12 protein-coding genes are annotated in these 16,908 nt (G+C 67.1%); 4 read left to right on the forward strand and 8 right to left on the reverse strand.

All coding sequences use genetic code 11. The features are described from left to right. Positions 1-3: 3 nt before the first annotated feature. From ACZ5BU_RS28995 to ACZ5BU_RS29030, 8 genes are all read right to left on the reverse strand, one after another. Positions 4-720, reverse strand: coding sequence for a TSUP family transporter (locus ACZ5BU_RS28995; RefSeq protein WP_465703608.1), 717 nt, complete (start codon positions 718-720; stop codon positions 4-6). Next, on the reverse strand, positions 720-2,447 hold the full coding sequence (locus tag ACZ5BU_RS29000; RefSeq protein WP_465703609.1) for a glycoside hydrolase family 35 protein: 1,728 nt from the start codon (positions 2,445-2,447) through the stop codon (positions 720-722). Before ACZ5BU_RS29000 ends, ACZ5BU_RS28995 begins: the two co-directional genes overlap by 1 nt. 24 nt (positions 2,448-2,471) lie before the next feature. After that, positions 2,472-3,824 (reverse strand): ABC transporter substrate-binding protein, encoded by a 1,353-nt coding sequence (locus tag ACZ5BU_RS29005; protein ID WP_465703610.1) that lies wholly within the window; start codon positions 3,822-3,824, stop codon positions 2,472-2,474. A 27-nt stretch (positions 3,825-3,851) separates the two neighbouring features. After that, positions 3,852-4,706 carry a carbohydrate ABC transporter permease gene (locus tag ACZ5BU_RS29010; RefSeq protein ID WP_465703611.1) on the reverse strand — a complete coding sequence of 285 codons (855 nt, stop codon included), beginning with the start codon at positions 4,704-4,706 and terminating at the stop codon, positions 3,852-3,854. A 5-nt stretch (positions 4,707-4,711) separates the two neighbouring features. After that, complete coding sequence (locus tag ACZ5BU_RS29015; RefSeq protein WP_465703612.1) at positions 4,712-5,644, reverse strand: carbohydrate ABC transporter permease; 933 nt, start codon at positions 5,642-5,644, stop codon at positions 4,712-4,714. 117 nt (positions 5,645-5,761) lie between these two features. Continuing rightward, a complete protein-coding gene (locus ACZ5BU_RS29020) occupies positions 5,762-6,817 on the reverse strand; it encodes a LacI family DNA-binding transcriptional regulator (protein WP_465703613.1) in 1,056 nt (351 codons plus the stop codon). 84 nt (positions 6,818-6,901) lie between these two features. Then, positions 6,902-8,761: a glycoside hydrolase family 43 protein gene (locus ACZ5BU_RS29025; RefSeq protein WP_465703614.1), complete on the reverse strand. Its 1,860-nt coding sequence runs from the start codon at positions 8,759-8,761 to the stop codon at positions 6,902-6,904. Positions 8,762-8,855: 94 nt separating this feature from the next. Continuing rightward, positions 8,856-12,272 (reverse strand): putative Ig domain-containing protein, encoded by a 3,417-nt coding sequence (locus ACZ5BU_RS29030; RefSeq protein WP_465703615.1) that lies wholly within the window; start codon positions 12,270-12,272, stop codon positions 8,856-8,858. A gap of 129 nt (positions 12,273-12,401) precedes the next feature. On the opposite strand from ACZ5BU_RS29030, the gene ACZ5BU_RS29035 reads away from it, so the two are divergent. The 4 genes from ACZ5BU_RS29035 to ACZ5BU_RS29050 all read left to right on the forward strand — a co-directional run bounded on the left by ACZ5BU_RS29035 (position 12,402) and on the right by ACZ5BU_RS29050 (position 16,907). Continuing rightward, positions 12,402-13,385, forward strand: a complete 984-nt coding sequence (locus ACZ5BU_RS29035) for a hydroxyacid dehydrogenase (protein ID WP_465703616.1) — start codon at positions 12,402-12,404, stop codon at positions 13,383-13,385. Between the two features lie 103 nt (positions 13,386-13,488). Further along, on the forward strand, positions 13,489-14,406 hold the full coding sequence (locus ACZ5BU_RS29040) for an ABC transporter permease (protein WP_465703617.1): 918 nt from the start codon (positions 13,489-13,491) through the stop codon (positions 14,404-14,406). 5 nt (positions 14,407-14,411) lie between these two features. Continuing rightward, positions 14,412-15,320 carry a carbohydrate ABC transporter permease gene (locus ACZ5BU_RS29045; protein ID WP_465704249.1) on the forward strand — a complete coding sequence of 303 codons (909 nt, stop codon included), beginning with the start codon at positions 14,412-14,414 and terminating at the stop codon, positions 15,318-15,320. 27 nt (positions 15,321-15,347) lie between these two features. Continuing rightward, entirely contained in the window at positions 15,348-16,907 is a 1,560-nt protein-coding gene (locus ACZ5BU_RS29050; RefSeq protein ID WP_465703618.1) for an ABC transporter substrate-binding protein, read from the forward strand. Position 16,908 lies beyond the last annotated feature (1 nt).

Consider the following 16,908-nt stretch of genomic DNA (forward strand, 5'->3'; position numbering starts at 1 on the left):
CGATCACAGGTTGAAGAGGCCCTTGGTTGCGGTGGCGAGGCCGCCGGTGATGGCTAGGAGGAGGACGAGGAGGCGGGCGGTGTGGTTGGGGATTCGGGGCGACAGGAGGGCGCCGAGGGTGGCGCCGGTGAGTAGGGCGAGGGTTGAGACCAGCCACTCGGGTGCGCTGAGGGGCGGGATGCCTCGGGTGACGAGGGAGAAGATGTTGACGAGCGCGCCGTAGAACAGGGCGTTGGGGACGAACTCGCGGATGGTCCAGTTGGCGTTGACCGCGTACAGGGAGACAGGCGGGCCGCCCAGGCCGGCGGCGGTGTTCATGAAGCCGCCGGTGGCGCCGGCTGTGAGAGCGCCGGTCAGGCCTTTCAGGGCGGGGACTCTCAGGCCGATCAGGAGTACGACGGCCGCGGTCGTGACCAGTGCGCCCATGACCAGGAGCAGGACCGGGGCGGGAAGCGCGCGGGCGAACCACGCGCCGAGGGGAGCAGTACAAGCGGCTGCGAGGATCAGCGGGACCATAGCGCGCAAACGTACGTATCGCCAGCCACGCAACAAACCGAGTACGCACACGACGCCGGCGGCGCAGTTGGCGAAGGTGATGCCGTCTGCTGGGCCGAGTACGATCACCAGCGCCGGGACCGACACGAGCGCGAAGCCCATGCCGGTCAGCCATTGCACGAACGCGCCCAGCAGCACGACGCCGGCGAGGACCAGCAGCTCCACTACAGGTCGGTGTAGCCCAGCCAGGGGCCGGGGGCAAAGGTGGCGGTCGGCTCGAGGGTTTCCAGTTCGAGTACGACGAGTTCGTTGGGACCGTCAACGAGTAGTGGCGCGGGGACGTACAGGGTCTGCTGCGGACCGCGGCGCCAGTAGCGGCCGAGGCTGAAGCCGTTGATCCAGGCGTAACCCTTGCCCCAGGCATCGGTTCGGAGGAACAGGTCGGACCGTTCGGTTTCGAAGGTCGCGCGCCAAGCCGTCGGACCGGGGACAACGGCCGACGGCGTCGCCTGCCACAGCCGCGGGACCTGGTCCAGATCGATGCCGCACACGGACCAGTCGTGCAATTCGACGGTGCCGAGCACGACGGGACCGATCAAGCCCTTCGCCTCGCCGATCCGCGGCCCGTAGTTGACCCGCCCTTGGTCCTCGACGACGAGCTCCAACCGGCCGCGGGTATGCGGGAGCATCAGCGACCGCTCGTGCCGTTCGCGCTCCAGGATCCCGACCGGCGCCCCGTCGAGGAACACCTGGACCCGGTCGCGGATCTCGCCGAAGGTCAGCAACGCCGGCCCGCCCTGCCGCAGCTCGGTCCGGAAGATCGCCAGCCGCGCGTCGAGTTCGTCCAGCGTCGGTACCGACCGATGGTCCGACCAACGACCAGCAAGGCACGAGAGCAACCCGGCCGGATCACTCAATGCAACGTTGAACTCAGGCGCAGCAGGAGCCGCCGCCGGCACCGACGAAGGCACCGGCGCGTACCGAGCGATCACGTCCCGGAAAGCGAAGTACTTCTCCGTCGGACGACCGGCCTCGTCCAGCGGCGCGTCGTAGTCGTACGACGTCACCGTCGGCCGGTACACGCCCTTGTCGTTCGCCCCGCTCGTCAACCCGAAGTTCGTCCCGCCGTGGAACATGTAGATGTTCACCGACGCGCCCGCCGCGAGCAACGCGTCGAGCTCGGCGGCTGCCTCCGCCGCGGACGTCGTGTGATGCCGCCCGCCCCAGTAGTCGAACCACCCGTCCCAGAACTCCATGCACATCAACGGTCCGGTCGGCTGGTGCTTCCGCAACGTCTCCAGCCGCTCCGGGACCCGGGACCCGAACGACCCGGTCCGCAGTACGCCGTCCAGCCCGCCCGCGCTGAGCATCTCGTCGGTCGGCTGGTCGACGGTGACGAGCGGTACGGTCGTCCCCGCGCCCCGGATCACCTCGGCCAGCGCCTTCAAGTACGTCTGGTCGTCTCCGAACGCGCCGTACTCGTTCTCGACCTGAACGAGCACGACAGGCCCGCCCTGGTCGATCTGCAACGGCCGTACGATCGCCAGCACATCCTGCAAGTAGCGTGTCACCGCCGCCAGGTACTGCGGCTCGAACCGCCGAACACCGAGACCTTCCGTACGCAGCAGCCACGGCGGCAGCCCGCCGTTGTCCAGCTCGGCGCAGATGTACGGGCCGGGCCGGACGATCGCGTACATCCCCGCCTCGGCCACTTCGCGCAGGAAGCGGCCGAGGTCGAGGATCCCGGTGGTGTCGAACTCACCGGGCCGCGGGCTGTGCAGGTTCCACGGTACGTACGTCTCGATCGTGTTGAGCCCCATCTGCCTGGCCTTCGCGATCCGGTCGGCCCAGTAGTCCGGGTGCACCCGGAAGTAGTGCAGTGCACCGGAGATGATCTGGAACGGGCGGCCGTCGAGCAGGAAGTCGGACGGTCCGATCGTGAAGTCAGGCACGGGATCTCGTTTCGGTCGGGGCGGTCAGCCGTTTACTTGGAAGCCCTGCTGGTTGCCGTACGTCACCAAGGCATCCTGCCAGGACTTCAAGCCGGTGTTCAGGTCGGACTTCGACTGGTACGACTTGCCGACCGTATCGCCGTAGATGCTGTTCGCGTAGAGCTCGTACGGCAGGTAGCTCCAGCCCTTCACCACGGTGTCGGCCGCGCCGGTCAGCACCTGGTTGATCTTCTGGCCACCGAAGTACGCGCTGGCCTGGTCCACGAACGCCGGGTCCTTCAGGTCCTTGGTGGTGGCCGGGAAACCACCGCTGGCGAGGAACGGCTTGACGCCCTCGTCGTGGTTCAGCCACCGTACGAACGCCGCCGCGAGCGCCGGGTTCTTGCTCTGCTTCAGGACGGACTCGGTGCTGCCGCCGTTCTCCGCGGTGGCCGGCTGGCCGTCGTACGTCGGCATCGGCGCGACCGCCCACTTGCCGGCGCCGGCCTTGACCGAGGACTCCATCACGCCGGGCATCCAGGCACCGGTCGGCAGGGTGGCGATGGTGCCGTCGCCGAGCGCCTTGAACCATTCGTCGGTCCAGCCCGGGATGTTCGACACCAGGCCACCCTGGACCAGCTGGTTCCAGGTCGAGGTCCACTTCTTGGTGCCGTCGTCCTGCAGGTTGATCGTGACGTTCTTGCCGTCGGTCTTGAACGGCGTACCGCCGGCCTGCCAGATCATGCTGGTGGTGAACCCGGCGTCACCGGAGTCGTTGGTGATGTACGCCTTCGGGTTCGCGGCGTGCAGCTTCTTCCCGGCGGCGACGAACTCGTCCCAGGTCTTCGGTACGGCGATGCCGTACTTCGTGAAGACCTCCTTGTTGTAGAACAGCGCCATCGGCCCGGAGTCCTGCGGCAGCCCGTACAGCCCGCTGCCCGCGTGCACCGACGCCCAGGTCGAGGCCGTGTACGACGACTCGTACTGCGAGAACCCGTACTGGTTGAGGTCGACGAGCGAACCCGGCAGCGCGAACTGCGGCAGCGCCTGGTACTCGACCTGCGCGACGTCCGGCGCGCCCGAACCGGCCTTGATGACGTTCTGCAGCTTGGTGTAGTGGTCGTTGCCGGTACCGGCGTTGACGTAGTTCACCTTCACGTTCGGGTACTGCTTCATGAACGCGGTGACCTGGGCCTGCGCCGACGGCGTCCAGCTCCAGTACGTGATCTCGCCGCCGGCCTTCAGCGCGGCGTCGACCGCATCAGCCGATCCCGTGGTCGCACTGCTCGACCCACCCGAGTTACCGGACCCGCCGCCGCACGCGGCGACGACCGCGAGGGCCGTGACCGCGGCTCCGGCAACCACCAGCTGCCGGATGCCCCACCGATGTACCTTCATCTTGTTGCCTTTCAGAGCTGTTTGACGCTATTTGACGGAGCCTGCGGACAGGCCGGACTGCCAGAACCGCTGGAGGAGCAGGAAGGCGATCACCAAGGGGACGATCGTCAGCAACGATCCGGTGATCACCAGGTTGTAGATGGGGTGGGCGCCCACTCCGGTCGCCTGGTTGCTCCACTGGGTGAGCCCGACGGTGAGTGGGTACAGATTCGGCTTGCTGAGCATGATCAGCGGCAGGAAGTAGTTGTTCCAGGTCGAGACCATTGCGAACAGCAACGTGGTGACGATGCCCGGGGCAAGCATTCGCAGCGACACCGTGAAGAACGTCCGGACCTCACCGGCGCCGTCGATCCGGGCCGCCTCGAGCAGCTCCGGCGGTACCGCGTCGGTCGAGTAGACCCACATCAGGTACAGGCCGAACGGACTGACCAGCGACGGGATGATGATCGCCCATACGGTGTTCGTCAGCCCGAGGTTCGAGAACATCAGGAATGTCGGTACGGCGAGCGCGGTCCCCGGTACGGCGACCGCTCCGAGCAGTACGGCGAACACCGCGCGCCGGCCGGTGAACTTGTACTTCGCCAACCCGTAGCCGGCCGCCGTCGCGAGCAGGGTCGCCCCGCCGGCGCCGACCACCACGTACAGGACGGTGTTGCCGAGCCAGCGCAGGAAGATCCCGTCGTTGTACGTCAGGGTGTCCTTGATGTTCGTGAAGAACGCGAAGCTCTTCCCGAACCACAGCCCCGGCGTCGACAGCAGGTCGTCCTGGGTCTTCGTTGCGCTGAGCAACAACCAGGCGAGCGGCACGATCGTGTAGAGCAGGTACAGCACCATCACGCCGGTCAGTACCTTGGACCGCTTCGGCCGAAGCGGAGAGGTCATGGTGCTCACAGCGCCTCCCGGGACCCGCGGAGCTGGACGACGTACGCGATGATCGCGGTGATGACGCCCATCACGATCGCCACCGTGGCGGAGTAGTTGAACTGCTGGCCGGCGAACGAGAGGTTGTAGGCGTACATGTTCGGCGTGTAGTACGTGTTGATCACGTTCGGCGCCAGCGTGCGCAGGATGTTCGGCTCGTTGAAGAGCTGGAAGCTGCCGATGATCGAGAAGATCGTCGCGATCACGATCGCTCCGCGCAGCGCCGGCAGCTTGACCGCGAGGATCGTCCGGAACGTCCCGGCGCCGTCGATCGCGGCCGCCTCGTACAGCTCACCGGGGACGGTGCGCAGTGCCGAGAAGAAGATCAGCATGTTGTAGCCGACGAACTCCCAGGTGACGATGTTGGCGATCGACGGCAGCATCAAGCCGCTGCCCAGGGGTTTGATCGCCGTGCCGAGCCAGTCGTTGAGGTTCGCCGCGAGACCGAAGTTGTCGCCGTAGATGTAGCCCCACATCAGGACGGCGACCACACCCGGTACGGCGTACGGCAGGAAGATCACGATCCGGAAGAAGCCGGCCGCGTGCAGGCGGGCGCTGTCGATCGCGAGCGCCGCCAGCAGGGCCAGCGCCAGCATGATCGGCACCTGGACGACCAGGAAGATCGCCACCCGGCCGAACGCCTGCCAGAACTTCGGGTCCTGCAGCGCCTCGGTGTAGTTGGACAGGCCAACGAACGCGCGGCCGCCGAAGAACGCCTGCTCGCGGAACAGGCTGAGGTAGATCGCGTACCCGATCGGGGCCAGGAACGTCACCGCGAAGACGGCCAGGAACGGCCCGACGAACAGCCACCCCTTGCCGTCCTTGGACGCCCGCTTCCGCCGGGTCCTCGGCAGGCTCACCACCTGCTGGGCCGACTCTTGGGCCACGGACTCCGCCATGTCCGTCGACCTCCGTTTCTGTTTGTTTCTGTTTACGCAAACATCTGGCGTGGACGCTAGCGTGTTTACGTGAACATGTCTAGAGGTGCGAAACCTCCGGAGCTTGTGAGGTAGCAGTCAGCGGCGTTTGCGCGGGGCCGCGGTACTCTCGCGCACGATCAGCGGCGCGGCCACCGTGCCGTGGAAGTCGACCAGCGGTGCGCGCTGCCGCAGTTGCCGCAGGATCAGCTCGACCAGTTCGTTGCCGATCTGCTGGAACTGCTGCCGGACGGTCGTCAACGGCGGCCAGAAGTGCGCGGCGAGGTCGATGTCGTCGAAGCCGACCACGCTCACGTCGCGTGGTACCTCGCGCCCGGCCTCGTGCAGGGCGTGGATCAGCCCGCACGCCATCTCGTCGTTGGCCGCGAAGACCGCGGTCACGTCCTTGCGCTTCGCGAGCACCTGCCCGATCTCGTAGCCCGAGTCCGCGGACCAGCCGCCCCGGAGGATCGCGGGCATCTTGCAGCCGGCGTCCTCCAGCGTCCGCTGCCAGGCGGTCGCGCGGAGCTCCGCCGGTCCCGAGTCGGCCGGTCCGGCGATGTGGTGCACAGTCTTGTGGCCCAGGTCCAGCAGGTGCTGTACGGCGGCCCGGCTGCCGCCGACCTGGTCCGCGCCGATCGCCGGGTGGTGCCCGATGAACCGGGAGTCGGAGACCGCGACGGGCAGCGTCGGCGGGAGCGAGAGTGTGGTCGGCGTCGCCGTCTCGGCGCGGATGATGATCAGGCCGTCGATCGCCTGGTGATTCAGCTGCTGGACGGCGTCGCTGACGTCGCTGGACGACGGCGTCTCCACGTCGACCAGGCTGACCGAGTACCCCTCGCGGCGGGCGGCCTCGATGACCGCCTCGATGGTGCGCGACTCGCCGGTCCGGATCACCTGGTGCGCGATCAGCCCGATCGACCGGAAGTTGCCGCGGCGCAGCGCGCGGGCAGCGTGGTTGGGGGCGTACCCGAGCTCCCGCATCGCTTGCAGTACGCGTTCCTTGGTCTCCGGGCGGACCGGCTCCGCGCCGGTGGAGACGCGGGAGACGGTCTGCGCCGAGACCCCGGCCAAGCGCGCCACGTCACCGATCGAGGGGCCCGACTTCGGATGCCCCTTGACTCCGCGACGCGACGGCCTGACCTGGTTCGACATGTGATCAATATAAGGAGTGGAGGCTTGGTCAGCGGGGTTTCCGCCCCTCGCTTCGCTCGGGGCGGGAGGGAAAGGGGAGCGTTCTCAGTTCTCCCGGGACACCATCAGCCAGCTGACCTGGATGTCGGGGGAGCGGGTGGGTGCGATCGAGACGGTGATCTTGCCGTCGGCCCCGACCTCGATCCCGCCGTACGACGCCGCGACGCCGGTCGCGGTGAACAGCCGCTGATTGTCGACAATCGTGTTGTTGACAGTCACCTGCGCCGCGCGGTTCGCCCACGGCCACGGGTCGTAGTACCCGGCATGGACCGTGTAGGTGCCGGGGTCGAGGTTGCCGAAGGTGTACACGAGCGGCTCGTGGTTCTTCGCGTACCGGAGCGTCGTGTAGAGGTCGCCGGTGCCGGCCGGAGCACTGGAGCCGGTGTACCCCCAGGTCGTCCCGGTGACCGGGTCGGTCCCGAGCGGTTGCTCGGGCGACGAGTTGAGGAGTGGTCCCGCGGCCCCGGTCAGGGTCGTCCAGTCGGGTGTCGCCGTGCCGCCGGCGTTCACGGCGTACCGGAGATTGTGGGGGATGACAACGATCGAACGGGTGAAGGTCCGGCCGTCCGGCAAGGTTCCGCGGAGGCTCGCCGGCCCGGCCTGGGAGACGCCGACCGGATCCCACGTGACGGCGACCTGCTGCGCGCCGGCTGCGGTCGTCACCGTGACGGTCGTCGGCAGCGTACTGGTGTCGTTGAGCCAGACGTGATCCGGGATCGTGCTGGTCACGGTCCAGCGGGTGTACGGCGTGAGGTCGTTCAACCTCCACTCGGTATCTGGTCCGATTGTCAACGATCCACCTTCACCGAAGCTCATCGGCATCCAGACGTACGGCGCGTTCGCCAGATCGCTCGGCGTCCAGCGGTCGGCCATGAACAGGAACTTGTTCTGCTTCTGGTCGATCGTGATCACGTTGGTGCTCTGCGACCCGTACGTCGTCGCCGCGCCGGAACCGGTGATCGGGACACCGCGGTCGGTGAACTGGCCGAGGATGTTCTGCGAGGTCGCGTAGTGCGCCGGGTTCGGGTCCCACCCGGTCGCGCCCGACGTCAGCAGGTAGTACGTGCCCTCCGACTTGAACATCGCCGGCGCCTCACGCTGGTTGCACACGAGCGTCCGGGTGAAGTCCTTGCCCTGTACGGCCTGGTCGGGCGGCGCGGACAGGTACGTGTAGGACTTGTTCAGCTTGGAGATGTACATCGTCCGGTTCTCCTCGGACGAGTAGATGATGTACGCCGTACCGTCGTCGTCCACGAACAGGTTCATGTCCCGCGCCATCCCGCCGGCCGGGTCGAACGACGACCCGCTGCCGCACCACGGGACCGAGTCGCTCGGTACGTGGTCCAGCCGGTACGAGTCGATCCAGCGGAACGGACCCTTCGGCGAGTCCGCGATCGCCACGCCGGCCTCGGCCCGCGCGTAGTTCGACGTACTCGTGGGGGACGACGGGCCGTCGGAGTGCACCCACATCACCCACTTGCCGGTGGATCTGTTGTAGACGACCTTCGGGCGCTCGAGGATCGACGAGGTGGCCCAGCCGTCGGTACGGACGTTGTTCGTCGACAGGTCCCGCCAGACGAGCTCCTTCTGCGCGGCCGTGTAGTGCTTGTACAGCTTCGCGAAGTACGTGTCGTTGTCGAACTGGTCGACCGAGCTCATCGCCCGCAGCGCGAGCCCCTCGTCCTTCCAGTTGTAGAGGTCGTACGACGAGTACAGGTGCACGCCGGGGCTGTTGTAGTACCCGTTGCTGCGGTCCTCGCCGTACCAGTAGTAGATCCGGCGCCCGTCCTCGTCCTTCGCGGTGACGACCTGGCCGCCGTGCGCCTGGATCACCTTCCCGCCCGTGTCCAGCCAGGGCTGCCCCGGCCGGAACGAGTCGTTCGTCACCGCCGAACTCGTCGGCACCACCACCAAGCTTAGGCCTCCGGCATCCGGCCCACCTGGGGAGGATTTTGCCCCCGGATCGGGACAAGATCCTCCCCAGGCCAGCCGAAACGGGTCAGCTGGTGAGGAGTCGGACCTCGGCGAGGTTGGTGAAGCCACCGTGGGGGTCGGTGATGCGGATCATCGGGTACGTCGCCTTCGTGGTGAGGGGGTAGACGTACCACTGGGTGCCGGTGGTGATGCCGGTGATGGTGGTCAGGGTGGTCCAGGTGGTGCCGCCGTCGGTGGAGGCTTGGACGAGGTCGCCGTTGGCGCGGTCGGGGAAGTTGCTGCGGGGGTGGACCCGGACCGCGTCGAAGGTGAGGTTCGTACCTGCGGGCGGGGTGACGGTGACCCAGCCGTTGCCGGAGGTGGTGTCGGTGAAGGTGTTCAGGTCGCCGTCGAACATCCGCCAGCCGTTGGCCTCGGCGGTGCCGACGCCGGGGAAGGCGGGGCTGGAGGCGGTGACCCAGCTCTGCTGGATCGCGACCGTGCTGACGCGGGTGTTCCACAGCTCGAGCGATGTGCCGTCGGTGGTGTTGACGATCGTCCCGCCGGGTTCGCCGGCGGCGGTCGTGTAGTCGACGGTGAAGCGCAGCGGGCGTCCGTACGTGACGTCGTCCGGCAGCGTCGCGGTTGCCTTCCAGTGCAGGCCGTCCGTACTCGTGACGTCGGCAGCCTGTCCCTCGATCGATGCGGAGACCTGGCTCAACGGCTCGGTCGACGACATCGTCAACGTCACGGTGTCGCCGTTCTGCGCGCGCTTCGGGTCGCTGTTCGAGGAGGCGATCGACACGGCGTTCAGCGCCGTACTCATCTCCGTCCGCTGCCCGTAGATCCGGAACTCGCTGAAGCTGGACAGCCCGGGGTACGCCGGGTCCGTGGGGACGCCGGGGTGGTCGACCTGGAGTTTCAGGAAGCGGAACGCGAGCCCCTTCACCTCGTCCCGGACCGGGATCTTCTCCATCGCGAACGCCTGGTCGGACGTGTCGGTGGTCTCTCGTGAGGTGAGCAGGGTCCAGGTCCGCCCGTCGTTCGAGCCGTACACGTTCGCGCCCTGCGACCGGTTGGCGAAGTTGTACCGCGCCTGCAGTCCGAAGGCGTCCGCGCTGACCCGGAACCCGGCGCCGAGGTCGATGACCGCCGGTGCCCGCAGATCCCCGGAGAACGTGTTGAAGTCGCCGTCGAGCATGTTGCCCAGAGCAACCTGGGACAGGGTCGGCGAGGTCGCACGGCCCCAGTAGTCGAACGATCCGTCGTCGCTCATCGTCGGCGTCAGCTTCTCGAGATGCGCGACCGCGGTCTGCAGCGCGACGAGCTTCGCCGCGAAGGTTGCCGAGTCCGCAGCTACAGCACCTTCGGCCGCGGCCTTGGCCGACTCGACGGCGGCGCGAGTCGATCGGACGTACGTCGTACCTGCGTCGTAGCCAGTGAGCGTCGCATTGATCGCGTCCTGTCGCGTCGCGCTGACGGACAGGCGCACCCGCAGTACGGCATCCGTGGTCGCGTTGGATGCCACGACGAACGTGTTGTGATCGCCGACCTGATCCGCCGTGGGCTGCCAGGTCAACGTGCCTGTCACCGCGTCGAGCGATGCGCCCGCAGGCAACGTCGCACGATAAGTCAGGGCGTTGGTCGCGGAAAGCGTTGTGGACAAGGGCTCCCCGGCAACCGCGATCAGCCGTACGTCGGAACCCTGGGCGAACTGCGGCGACGTGAGCTGCGTCTTCGCCTGCAGGTTGATCGCGTCGATGTCGACGGTGGCCGTGGGCGAACCGGTGACCGTGTAGTACGCGAGCGATTCACCACCCGCGCTCCCACGGAGCTTGCTCGTGTCCATGTCGTACGTGATATACCGCCAGGCGCCGCCCGTGTCCGGGAGCGTCAGCGTGTAGTACGGCGTCAACCCCAGCTCCTTGCGGATCTGCAACGTCGCCGTTCCACGGGTCCGGATGCGCACGCCGACCGGGCTGTAGCCATCGCGGCTGTCGTACAGCAATGTCCGTACGGCGATCGTCGTACCGCCCGACAGCGGCCGCATCCGCACGTACCCGTCCCCGACCGTCGTACCGGGCGTGATCGGAAGGGTCCGCGTCTCCGCCTGCACGAGTGCGTCCCGCTGCACCGGAGGAGTCGTCCCGGCGACCGATGCGGGGAACGACAGCCACGAGTCCGGGTTGAAGTCCGGGTTGCTGTTCCAGAAGTTGTACGCCGACGTGCCCCAGTAGAACTGTGCGCCGGCGTCCTGCGTGGTGGCGAGCTCGGTGATACTCGGCGCGATCGTGGCGATCGCCGGGCCGAGCTGCTGCCGGTAGATCGTGTACAACTCGTTGGTCGGGTCGAAGATCCGGCCGCGGTACGCCTGGGACAGCACGCCGCCGCGCTGGGTGGTGTCGATCCACGGAATCGTCTTGCCCATCATGAACGCGAAGAACTGCTCCGAGCCGCGCAGCAACCGGTCGCCGCCGAACGCGTACACCGAGACCGCGTCCGGCTGCGTCGAGACCGTGCCGCGGACCGGGTCGAGTTCGGTGCCCTGGACATCGATCACGCGAGCCAGCTGCGTCAACATCGTGACGTCGTCCCAGGCGTGCGCCTGGTCGCGTCCCATCTCCTGCAGTTGCACGAACGTCTTGTGGTACGGATTGCGCGGATCGTCCTTCGAGATCACCGGCATCACCTTGCTCAGGGCACCGTTCGTGTCGTCGTCCGGGTTCGTCGAGTTCACCGAGAACCACTCGACCGCCTCGCGATAGCGCGCCTGGTTGTCGGTGAAGATGTAGCCGGCGATCGCGCCGATCAGCGAATAGCCGTGCTGTCCCATGAAGTTGCGGTTGCGGTACAGGAACGTCTGCGTCAGCGGCACGATCAGGTTGCCGGTGAGGTCCGCAGTGTCGCTGTCGTTCCAGGTCAGGTCGTAGCCGTCGGCGGCCGGTCCGGTCACGGTCGAGTAGCGCAGGATCTCGGTGGCTGCCAGCATCCGCAGCAGCGGCGCGCCGCTGTGGATGTGCGCGTCCGGGTAGTACACGTACCCGTTCGGGTCCATGTGCGCCCAGATCCGGATCAGCTTCAGACTGTTCTCGCGGTAGACCGGGTCGCCGTTGAGGAAGTACAGGATCGCCTGCGTGTACGCACGGAACGCGTCGTCGATGAACTTCGATTCGACCCCCTGCGAGTTGAACGCCGCGGTCCCCGGGCGGTCCAGGACACTGCCCTGGTTGCGCGAGCTGAAGGTCTTGGACGCGTACGCCGTTGCGGTCATCGCGGCGTAGTACGACGCCCACGGCTCGACGCCGGCGTGGACCTGCCGGCGGGCGAGTTCGAGCGACGAGGCGCTCACTGCGAGACCCGGGTGGACGAATCCTGCACTCGACGTCACCGGGGTCAGCACCGGCAACGGGGTATCGGCCGGGGCGGCGGCGACCGGTACGACGCCGACGACTGCCAGCAGCCCGGCCAGCGTGGCCAGTGCGATCGATCTGAGAAGGGCCATCGGAACACTCCAAGCGTTGTGGCGGGCGCGTCGGAGCCTCGCACCGCGTCCGCGTCGTCACCAGCGCGCAACGGCGATCGAAAATTTAGCTCGGCAGCTAGTTAACGTTTTCTATGCCAACCTGACCGCATGCCTCCCACACCCGAGAAACTGCCCGCGCTGGTGGTCATGTCCGCCGAGCACTGGCCGCTGCTGTTCCCGCCCGACGTCCGGCTCCGCCTCGACCGGGTCGTGCACCTCGATCCGGCCGGCCCGATCGACGATTTCGAGGTGGATCAGCTGGCCGAGGCCGAAGTTCTGATCACCAGCTGGGGCTGTCCGATTGTCGACAATCGGATCCTCGACAAGGCCCCGAAGCTGCGCGCGATCCTGCACGCGGCCGGCAGCGTCAAGGGTCATCTGGGCCGCGAGGTGTGGGAGCGCGGCATCGTCGTCTCGTCCGCGGCCGCAGCGAACGCCGTACCGGTCGCGGAGTTCACCCTCGGCGCGATCCTGCTGGCCGGCAAAGGTGCCTTCGACCTGCGGGAACGCTATCGCCGGGACCGCTGGTTCGAGCTCGGCTACATCCATCCCGATGTCGGCAACCACGGCCGTACGGTCGGGCTGATCGGCGCCTCCCGGGTCGGCCGCCAGGTGCTCGGCCTGCTCGGCCAGTTCGGGTTCCGCGTCCAGGTGTACGACCCGTACGCCGACGACCTGCCGTCGGTCGACCTGCGAACCCTGCTGAGCACCAGCGACATCGTCAGCGTGCACGCTCCACTGACCGCCGAAACCCAGCACCTGCTGGGGGCCGCCGAGCTCGCCCACCTGCGCGACGGCGCGACGCTGATCAACACCGCCCGCGGCCCGGTGATCGATCCGGACGCACTGATCGCGGAGCTCGGCACCGGCCGGATCAGCGCCGTACTCGACGTCACCGAGCCCGAACCACTGCCGGCCGGCTCGCCGCTCTTCACGCTCCCGAACGCCTTCGTCACGCCCCACATCGCCGGCTCCCACGGCAACGAACTCGCCCGGATGGGCGCCTGCGTGACGGCCGAACTCGAGCGCTTCCGCAACGGCGAACCGCTGCACTTCGGCATCACCGCGTCAGACCTTGACCGCGCCGCCTGAGCTCAAAGACAACGTTTGCCACACCTTGACAGTCCAAATCACCGGCGCTAACTTCACGGCAAATGGAAAGCGCTTTCTAGATCACCGCTGAAGGAGACCGGCCATGACCAACCGAACCGTCCGCTCCGGACTCTGGCTGGGGTTGCTGGCAGTCCCCGCGGTGGTGTTCTTCCTGGTGTTCAGCTACGCGCCGCTGGCCGGCCTGGTGGTGGCGTTCAAGGAGTTCGACATCAGCAAGGGCATCTTCGGGAGCCCGTGGAACGGCCTGGCCAACTTCCGCTACTTCTTCAGCTCGGGTGACGCCGAGCGGATCCTGCTCAACACGATCCTGCTGAACGTGCTGTTCCTGGCCGCGACGCTGGCGGCCGGCGTGACGCTGGCGATCATGCTGAACGAGATCCGCGGCCGGTTCTTCAAACGCGCGGCCCAGTCGACGATCTTCTTCCCGTACTTCGTCTCGCCGGTCGTGATCGCGATCATGCTGCAGGTCCTGCTGTCCGGGCCGAACGGATCCGGGGGAGTCGTCAACGACGCGCTCGCCGGCTTCGGGCTGCCGACGGTCGGCTGGTACACCGAGCCGGGGCCGTGGCCGTGGATCCTGACCTTCGTCAAGGTCTGGCAGATGGGCGGCTACATGAGCGTCATCTTCCTGGCCGCGATCACCTCGATCCCGGAGGACGTGTACGAGGCCGGCCAGATCGACGGCGCGAGCCGCGCGCAGATGGCGCTCCGGATCACTTTGCCGCTGCTGAAGCCGACCGCCGCGGTGCTGCTGGTGCTCGGCGTCGGCAGGATCTTCTACGGCGACTTCGGCACGATCTACGCGATCGTCGGCGACAACGGGACGCTGTTCCCGACCACCGACGTGATCGATACGTACGTCTTCCGGTCGCTGCGCCAGATCGGTGACTTCGGCACCACCGCCGCGATCGGCCTGTTCCAGTCGGTGGTCGGCTTCGTACTGGTGTCGGCCGCGGTACTGATCCAGCGCCGCTACTCCAAGGAGACGAGTCTGCTGTGACCACCATGACCACGAGCCTCGCGAAGGCCGCGGCCCGGACGAAGACGAGAAGGACCGGCGGTCTGGAGCCGTTCACCCTGATCAGCATCGTCGGCGTCGCACTGTTCATGATCGCGTGCCTGATCCCGTTCTGGGTGATCGTGTCGGGTTCGTTCACCGACGAGCAAACCCTTGCCGGGAAGGGTTACAGTCTCCTCCCGCAGCCGTTCTCGATCGCGGCGTACAAGCTGATCTTCACCGGCCCGACCCTGGTCAGTGCGTACCTCGCCAGCGTCTTCATCACCCTCGTCGGTACGGCGCTCGCGCTCAGCTTCACGTCCGGCCTGAGCTGGGTGATCGCACGGCGGCTGCCGTACGTGAGCCGGCCGCTGGCGGTGTTCGCGTACATCCCGATGCTGTTCAGCGGCGGGCTGGTCCCGCTCTACCTGCTCGTCACGCAGTACCTGAAACTCCAGAACAGCTACTTCGCGGTGATCCTGCCGTTGCTGGTGGCACCTTTCCTGGTCTTCATCCAGGTGTCGGCGTTCCGCCAGCTGCCGGAGGAGATCCTGGACTCCGCGCGCGTCGACGGCGCGGGGGAGATGGCGATCTTCTTCCGGATCGGGCTGCCGCTGTCCAAACCGATCCTCGCCGTCGTCGGTCTGTTCTACGCGGTGCACTACTGGAACGAGTGGTTTACCGCGCTGCTGTTCATGTCCGACGTGCACAAGTACCCGCTACCGCTGCTGTTGCAGAACCTGATCTCGAACGTCTCGTTCTCGCAGATGCTGCCGGCAGCCGCCCAACAGACGACGCCGGTCTACCAGCTCCGGCTCGCGCTCACGGTCGTCACCATCGGCCCGATCCTGCTCGCGTACCCGTTCGCGCAGCGCTACTTCGTCAAAGGCATCACCTTGGGAGCCACCAAAGGCTGACGGCTCCACCACCTATCAGGAGGCATCGTGCCCGCCACATCTCCCGCCGGCCTCAGCAGGCGCGGCTTCTTGGCCGCCGGCGGCGGCCTGTCCCTCGCAGCCGCGTTCGGCCTCAGCGCCTGCGGCGGATCGTCCGCGACCGGTTCCGGCAAGTCCGCCGACACGCTCGCGCTGCTGCTGCCCGGTGACGCCCCCACCGGCTGGGACGCAGTACTTGCCAAGGTCAACGAAAAACTCAAGAAGGACCTCGGCTTCGGGATCGCTCCGCAGTTCATTGCCTGGTCCAACTACCAGCAGCAGTCGCTGCTCAAGTTCACCGCCGGCGAGAACTTCGACACCGCGCTGCAGGCCCGCTGGCTGAACATGGTCCAGCTGGTCGCGAGCAAGTCGCTGGTCCCGGTCGAGGACCTGATCAAGAAGTACCCGAACCTGAGCAAGAACCTGGCCCCGCAGCTGCTCGACCAGAACAAGTGGAAGGGCAAGCTGTACGGCATCCCGCAGGTCAACTCGGCCGCCCGGTTCCACCACTTCGCGGTCCGCCAGGACCTCGCCGACAAGCTCGGCGTCGGCGACATCACCTCGTTCGACCAGCTCGAGAAGTTCTGGTACGACGTCAAGCAGAAGCAGAAGATCACGCCGGTCGGCGTCTCCTCGAACATGCCGAAGCTGCTGGTCGCGTTCGCACCGGTCGGCTGGCTGAACCAGCACGACTGGGAGAACCCGCACGTCAGCGTGCAGAGCTTCAGCGGCGGGTCGTTCCCGTTCTACCTGGCGCAGGACGGGAAGAGCACCGGATCCGCGCACCCGATCCCGTTCTGGGAGGCGCCCGGTGTGGTCGACGCGCTCCGCAAGGTACGGCAGTACTACCTCGACGGCATCATCAACAAGGACGCGCTGAACGTCGACTCGAGCACGATCGGGTCGCAGTTCGAGGCCGGCCGCATCGCGACCCGGTGGGCGATGACGGACGGGCTCTCCTCCCAGTCGCTGGCGCCGCTGCGCAAGGCGGTCCCGACCGCGCAGATCGCGAACGTCGTACCGCTGGGCGGTGGGAAGGCGTCGAAGCCGAACCAGACGTTCCAGGCCGACAACTTCGTCGTACTGAACGTCAAGGGGCAGAGCAACGAGCGGGCGATGCAGCTCGAGGACTGGGTCTCGATCAAGGAGAACCACGACCTGCTCAGCTACGGCGTCGAGGGCAAGGACTGGAAGCCGGTCGGCACGGACAAGTTCGAGCAGCTCACCGGGTACGGCTTCCCGGGGTACGCGCTGTGCTGGCGGCAGAAGCTCGAGCTGAAGATCAAGGACATCACGCCGACCGAGGACGCCTGGTTCGAGTGGGCGCAGAGCTACGACAACTTCACCCTCGACCCGTACGCGTCGTTCGTCCCGGACGTCACGCCGGTGAAACGGCAGGACAGCCAGGTCGCCGCCGCGATGACGCAGTACGGCAACCCGTTGTGGATCGGCGCGGTCGACGTCGACAAGGGGCTCGACACGTTGAAGAAGGCGGTCGACAAGGCCGGGCTTTCCGACCTGCAGTCGGAGATGGAGAAGCAGGCGAACGCGTACCTCAAGGGGCAGTGAC

Source organism: Kribbella sp. NPDC031520 (genome assembly GCF_055580825.1).

What these genes read in the sequence shown, in the direction of transcription:
- ACZ5BU_RS29005 (WP_465703610.1), bottom strand. Translation starts at nt 3,824, where the DNA reads ATGAAGGTACATCGGTGGGGCATCCGGCAGCTGGTGGTTGCCGGAGCC.
- ACZ5BU_RS29010 (WP_465703611.1), bottom strand. Translation starts at nt 4,706, where the DNA reads ATGACCTCTCCGCTTCGGCCGAAGCGGTCCAAGGTACTGACCGGCGTG.
- ACZ5BU_RS29015 (WP_465703612.1), bottom strand. Translation starts at nt 5,644, where the DNA reads ATGGCGGAGTCCGTGGCCCAAGAGTCGGCCCAGCAGGTGGTGAGCCTG.
- ACZ5BU_RS29020 (WP_465703613.1), bottom strand. Translation starts at nt 6,817, where the DNA reads ATGTCGAACCAGGTCAGGCCGTCGCGTCGCGGAGTCAAGGGGCATCCG.
- ACZ5BU_RS29030 (WP_465703615.1), bottom strand. Translation starts at nt 12,272, where the DNA reads ATGGCCCTTCTCAGATCGATCGCACTGGCCACGCTGGCCGGGCTGCTG.
- ACZ5BU_RS29035 (WP_465703616.1), top strand. Translation starts at nt 12,402, where the DNA reads ATGCCTCCCACACCCGAGAAACTGCCCGCGCTGGTGGTCATGTCCGCC.
- ACZ5BU_RS29040 (WP_465703617.1), top strand. Translation starts at nt 13,489, where the DNA reads ATGACCAACCGAACCGTCCGCTCCGGACTCTGGCTGGGGTTGCTGGCA.
- ACZ5BU_RS29045 (WP_465704249.1), top strand. Translation starts at nt 14,412, where the DNA reads ATGACCACGAGCCTCGCGAAGGCCGCGGCCCGGACGAAGACGAGAAGG.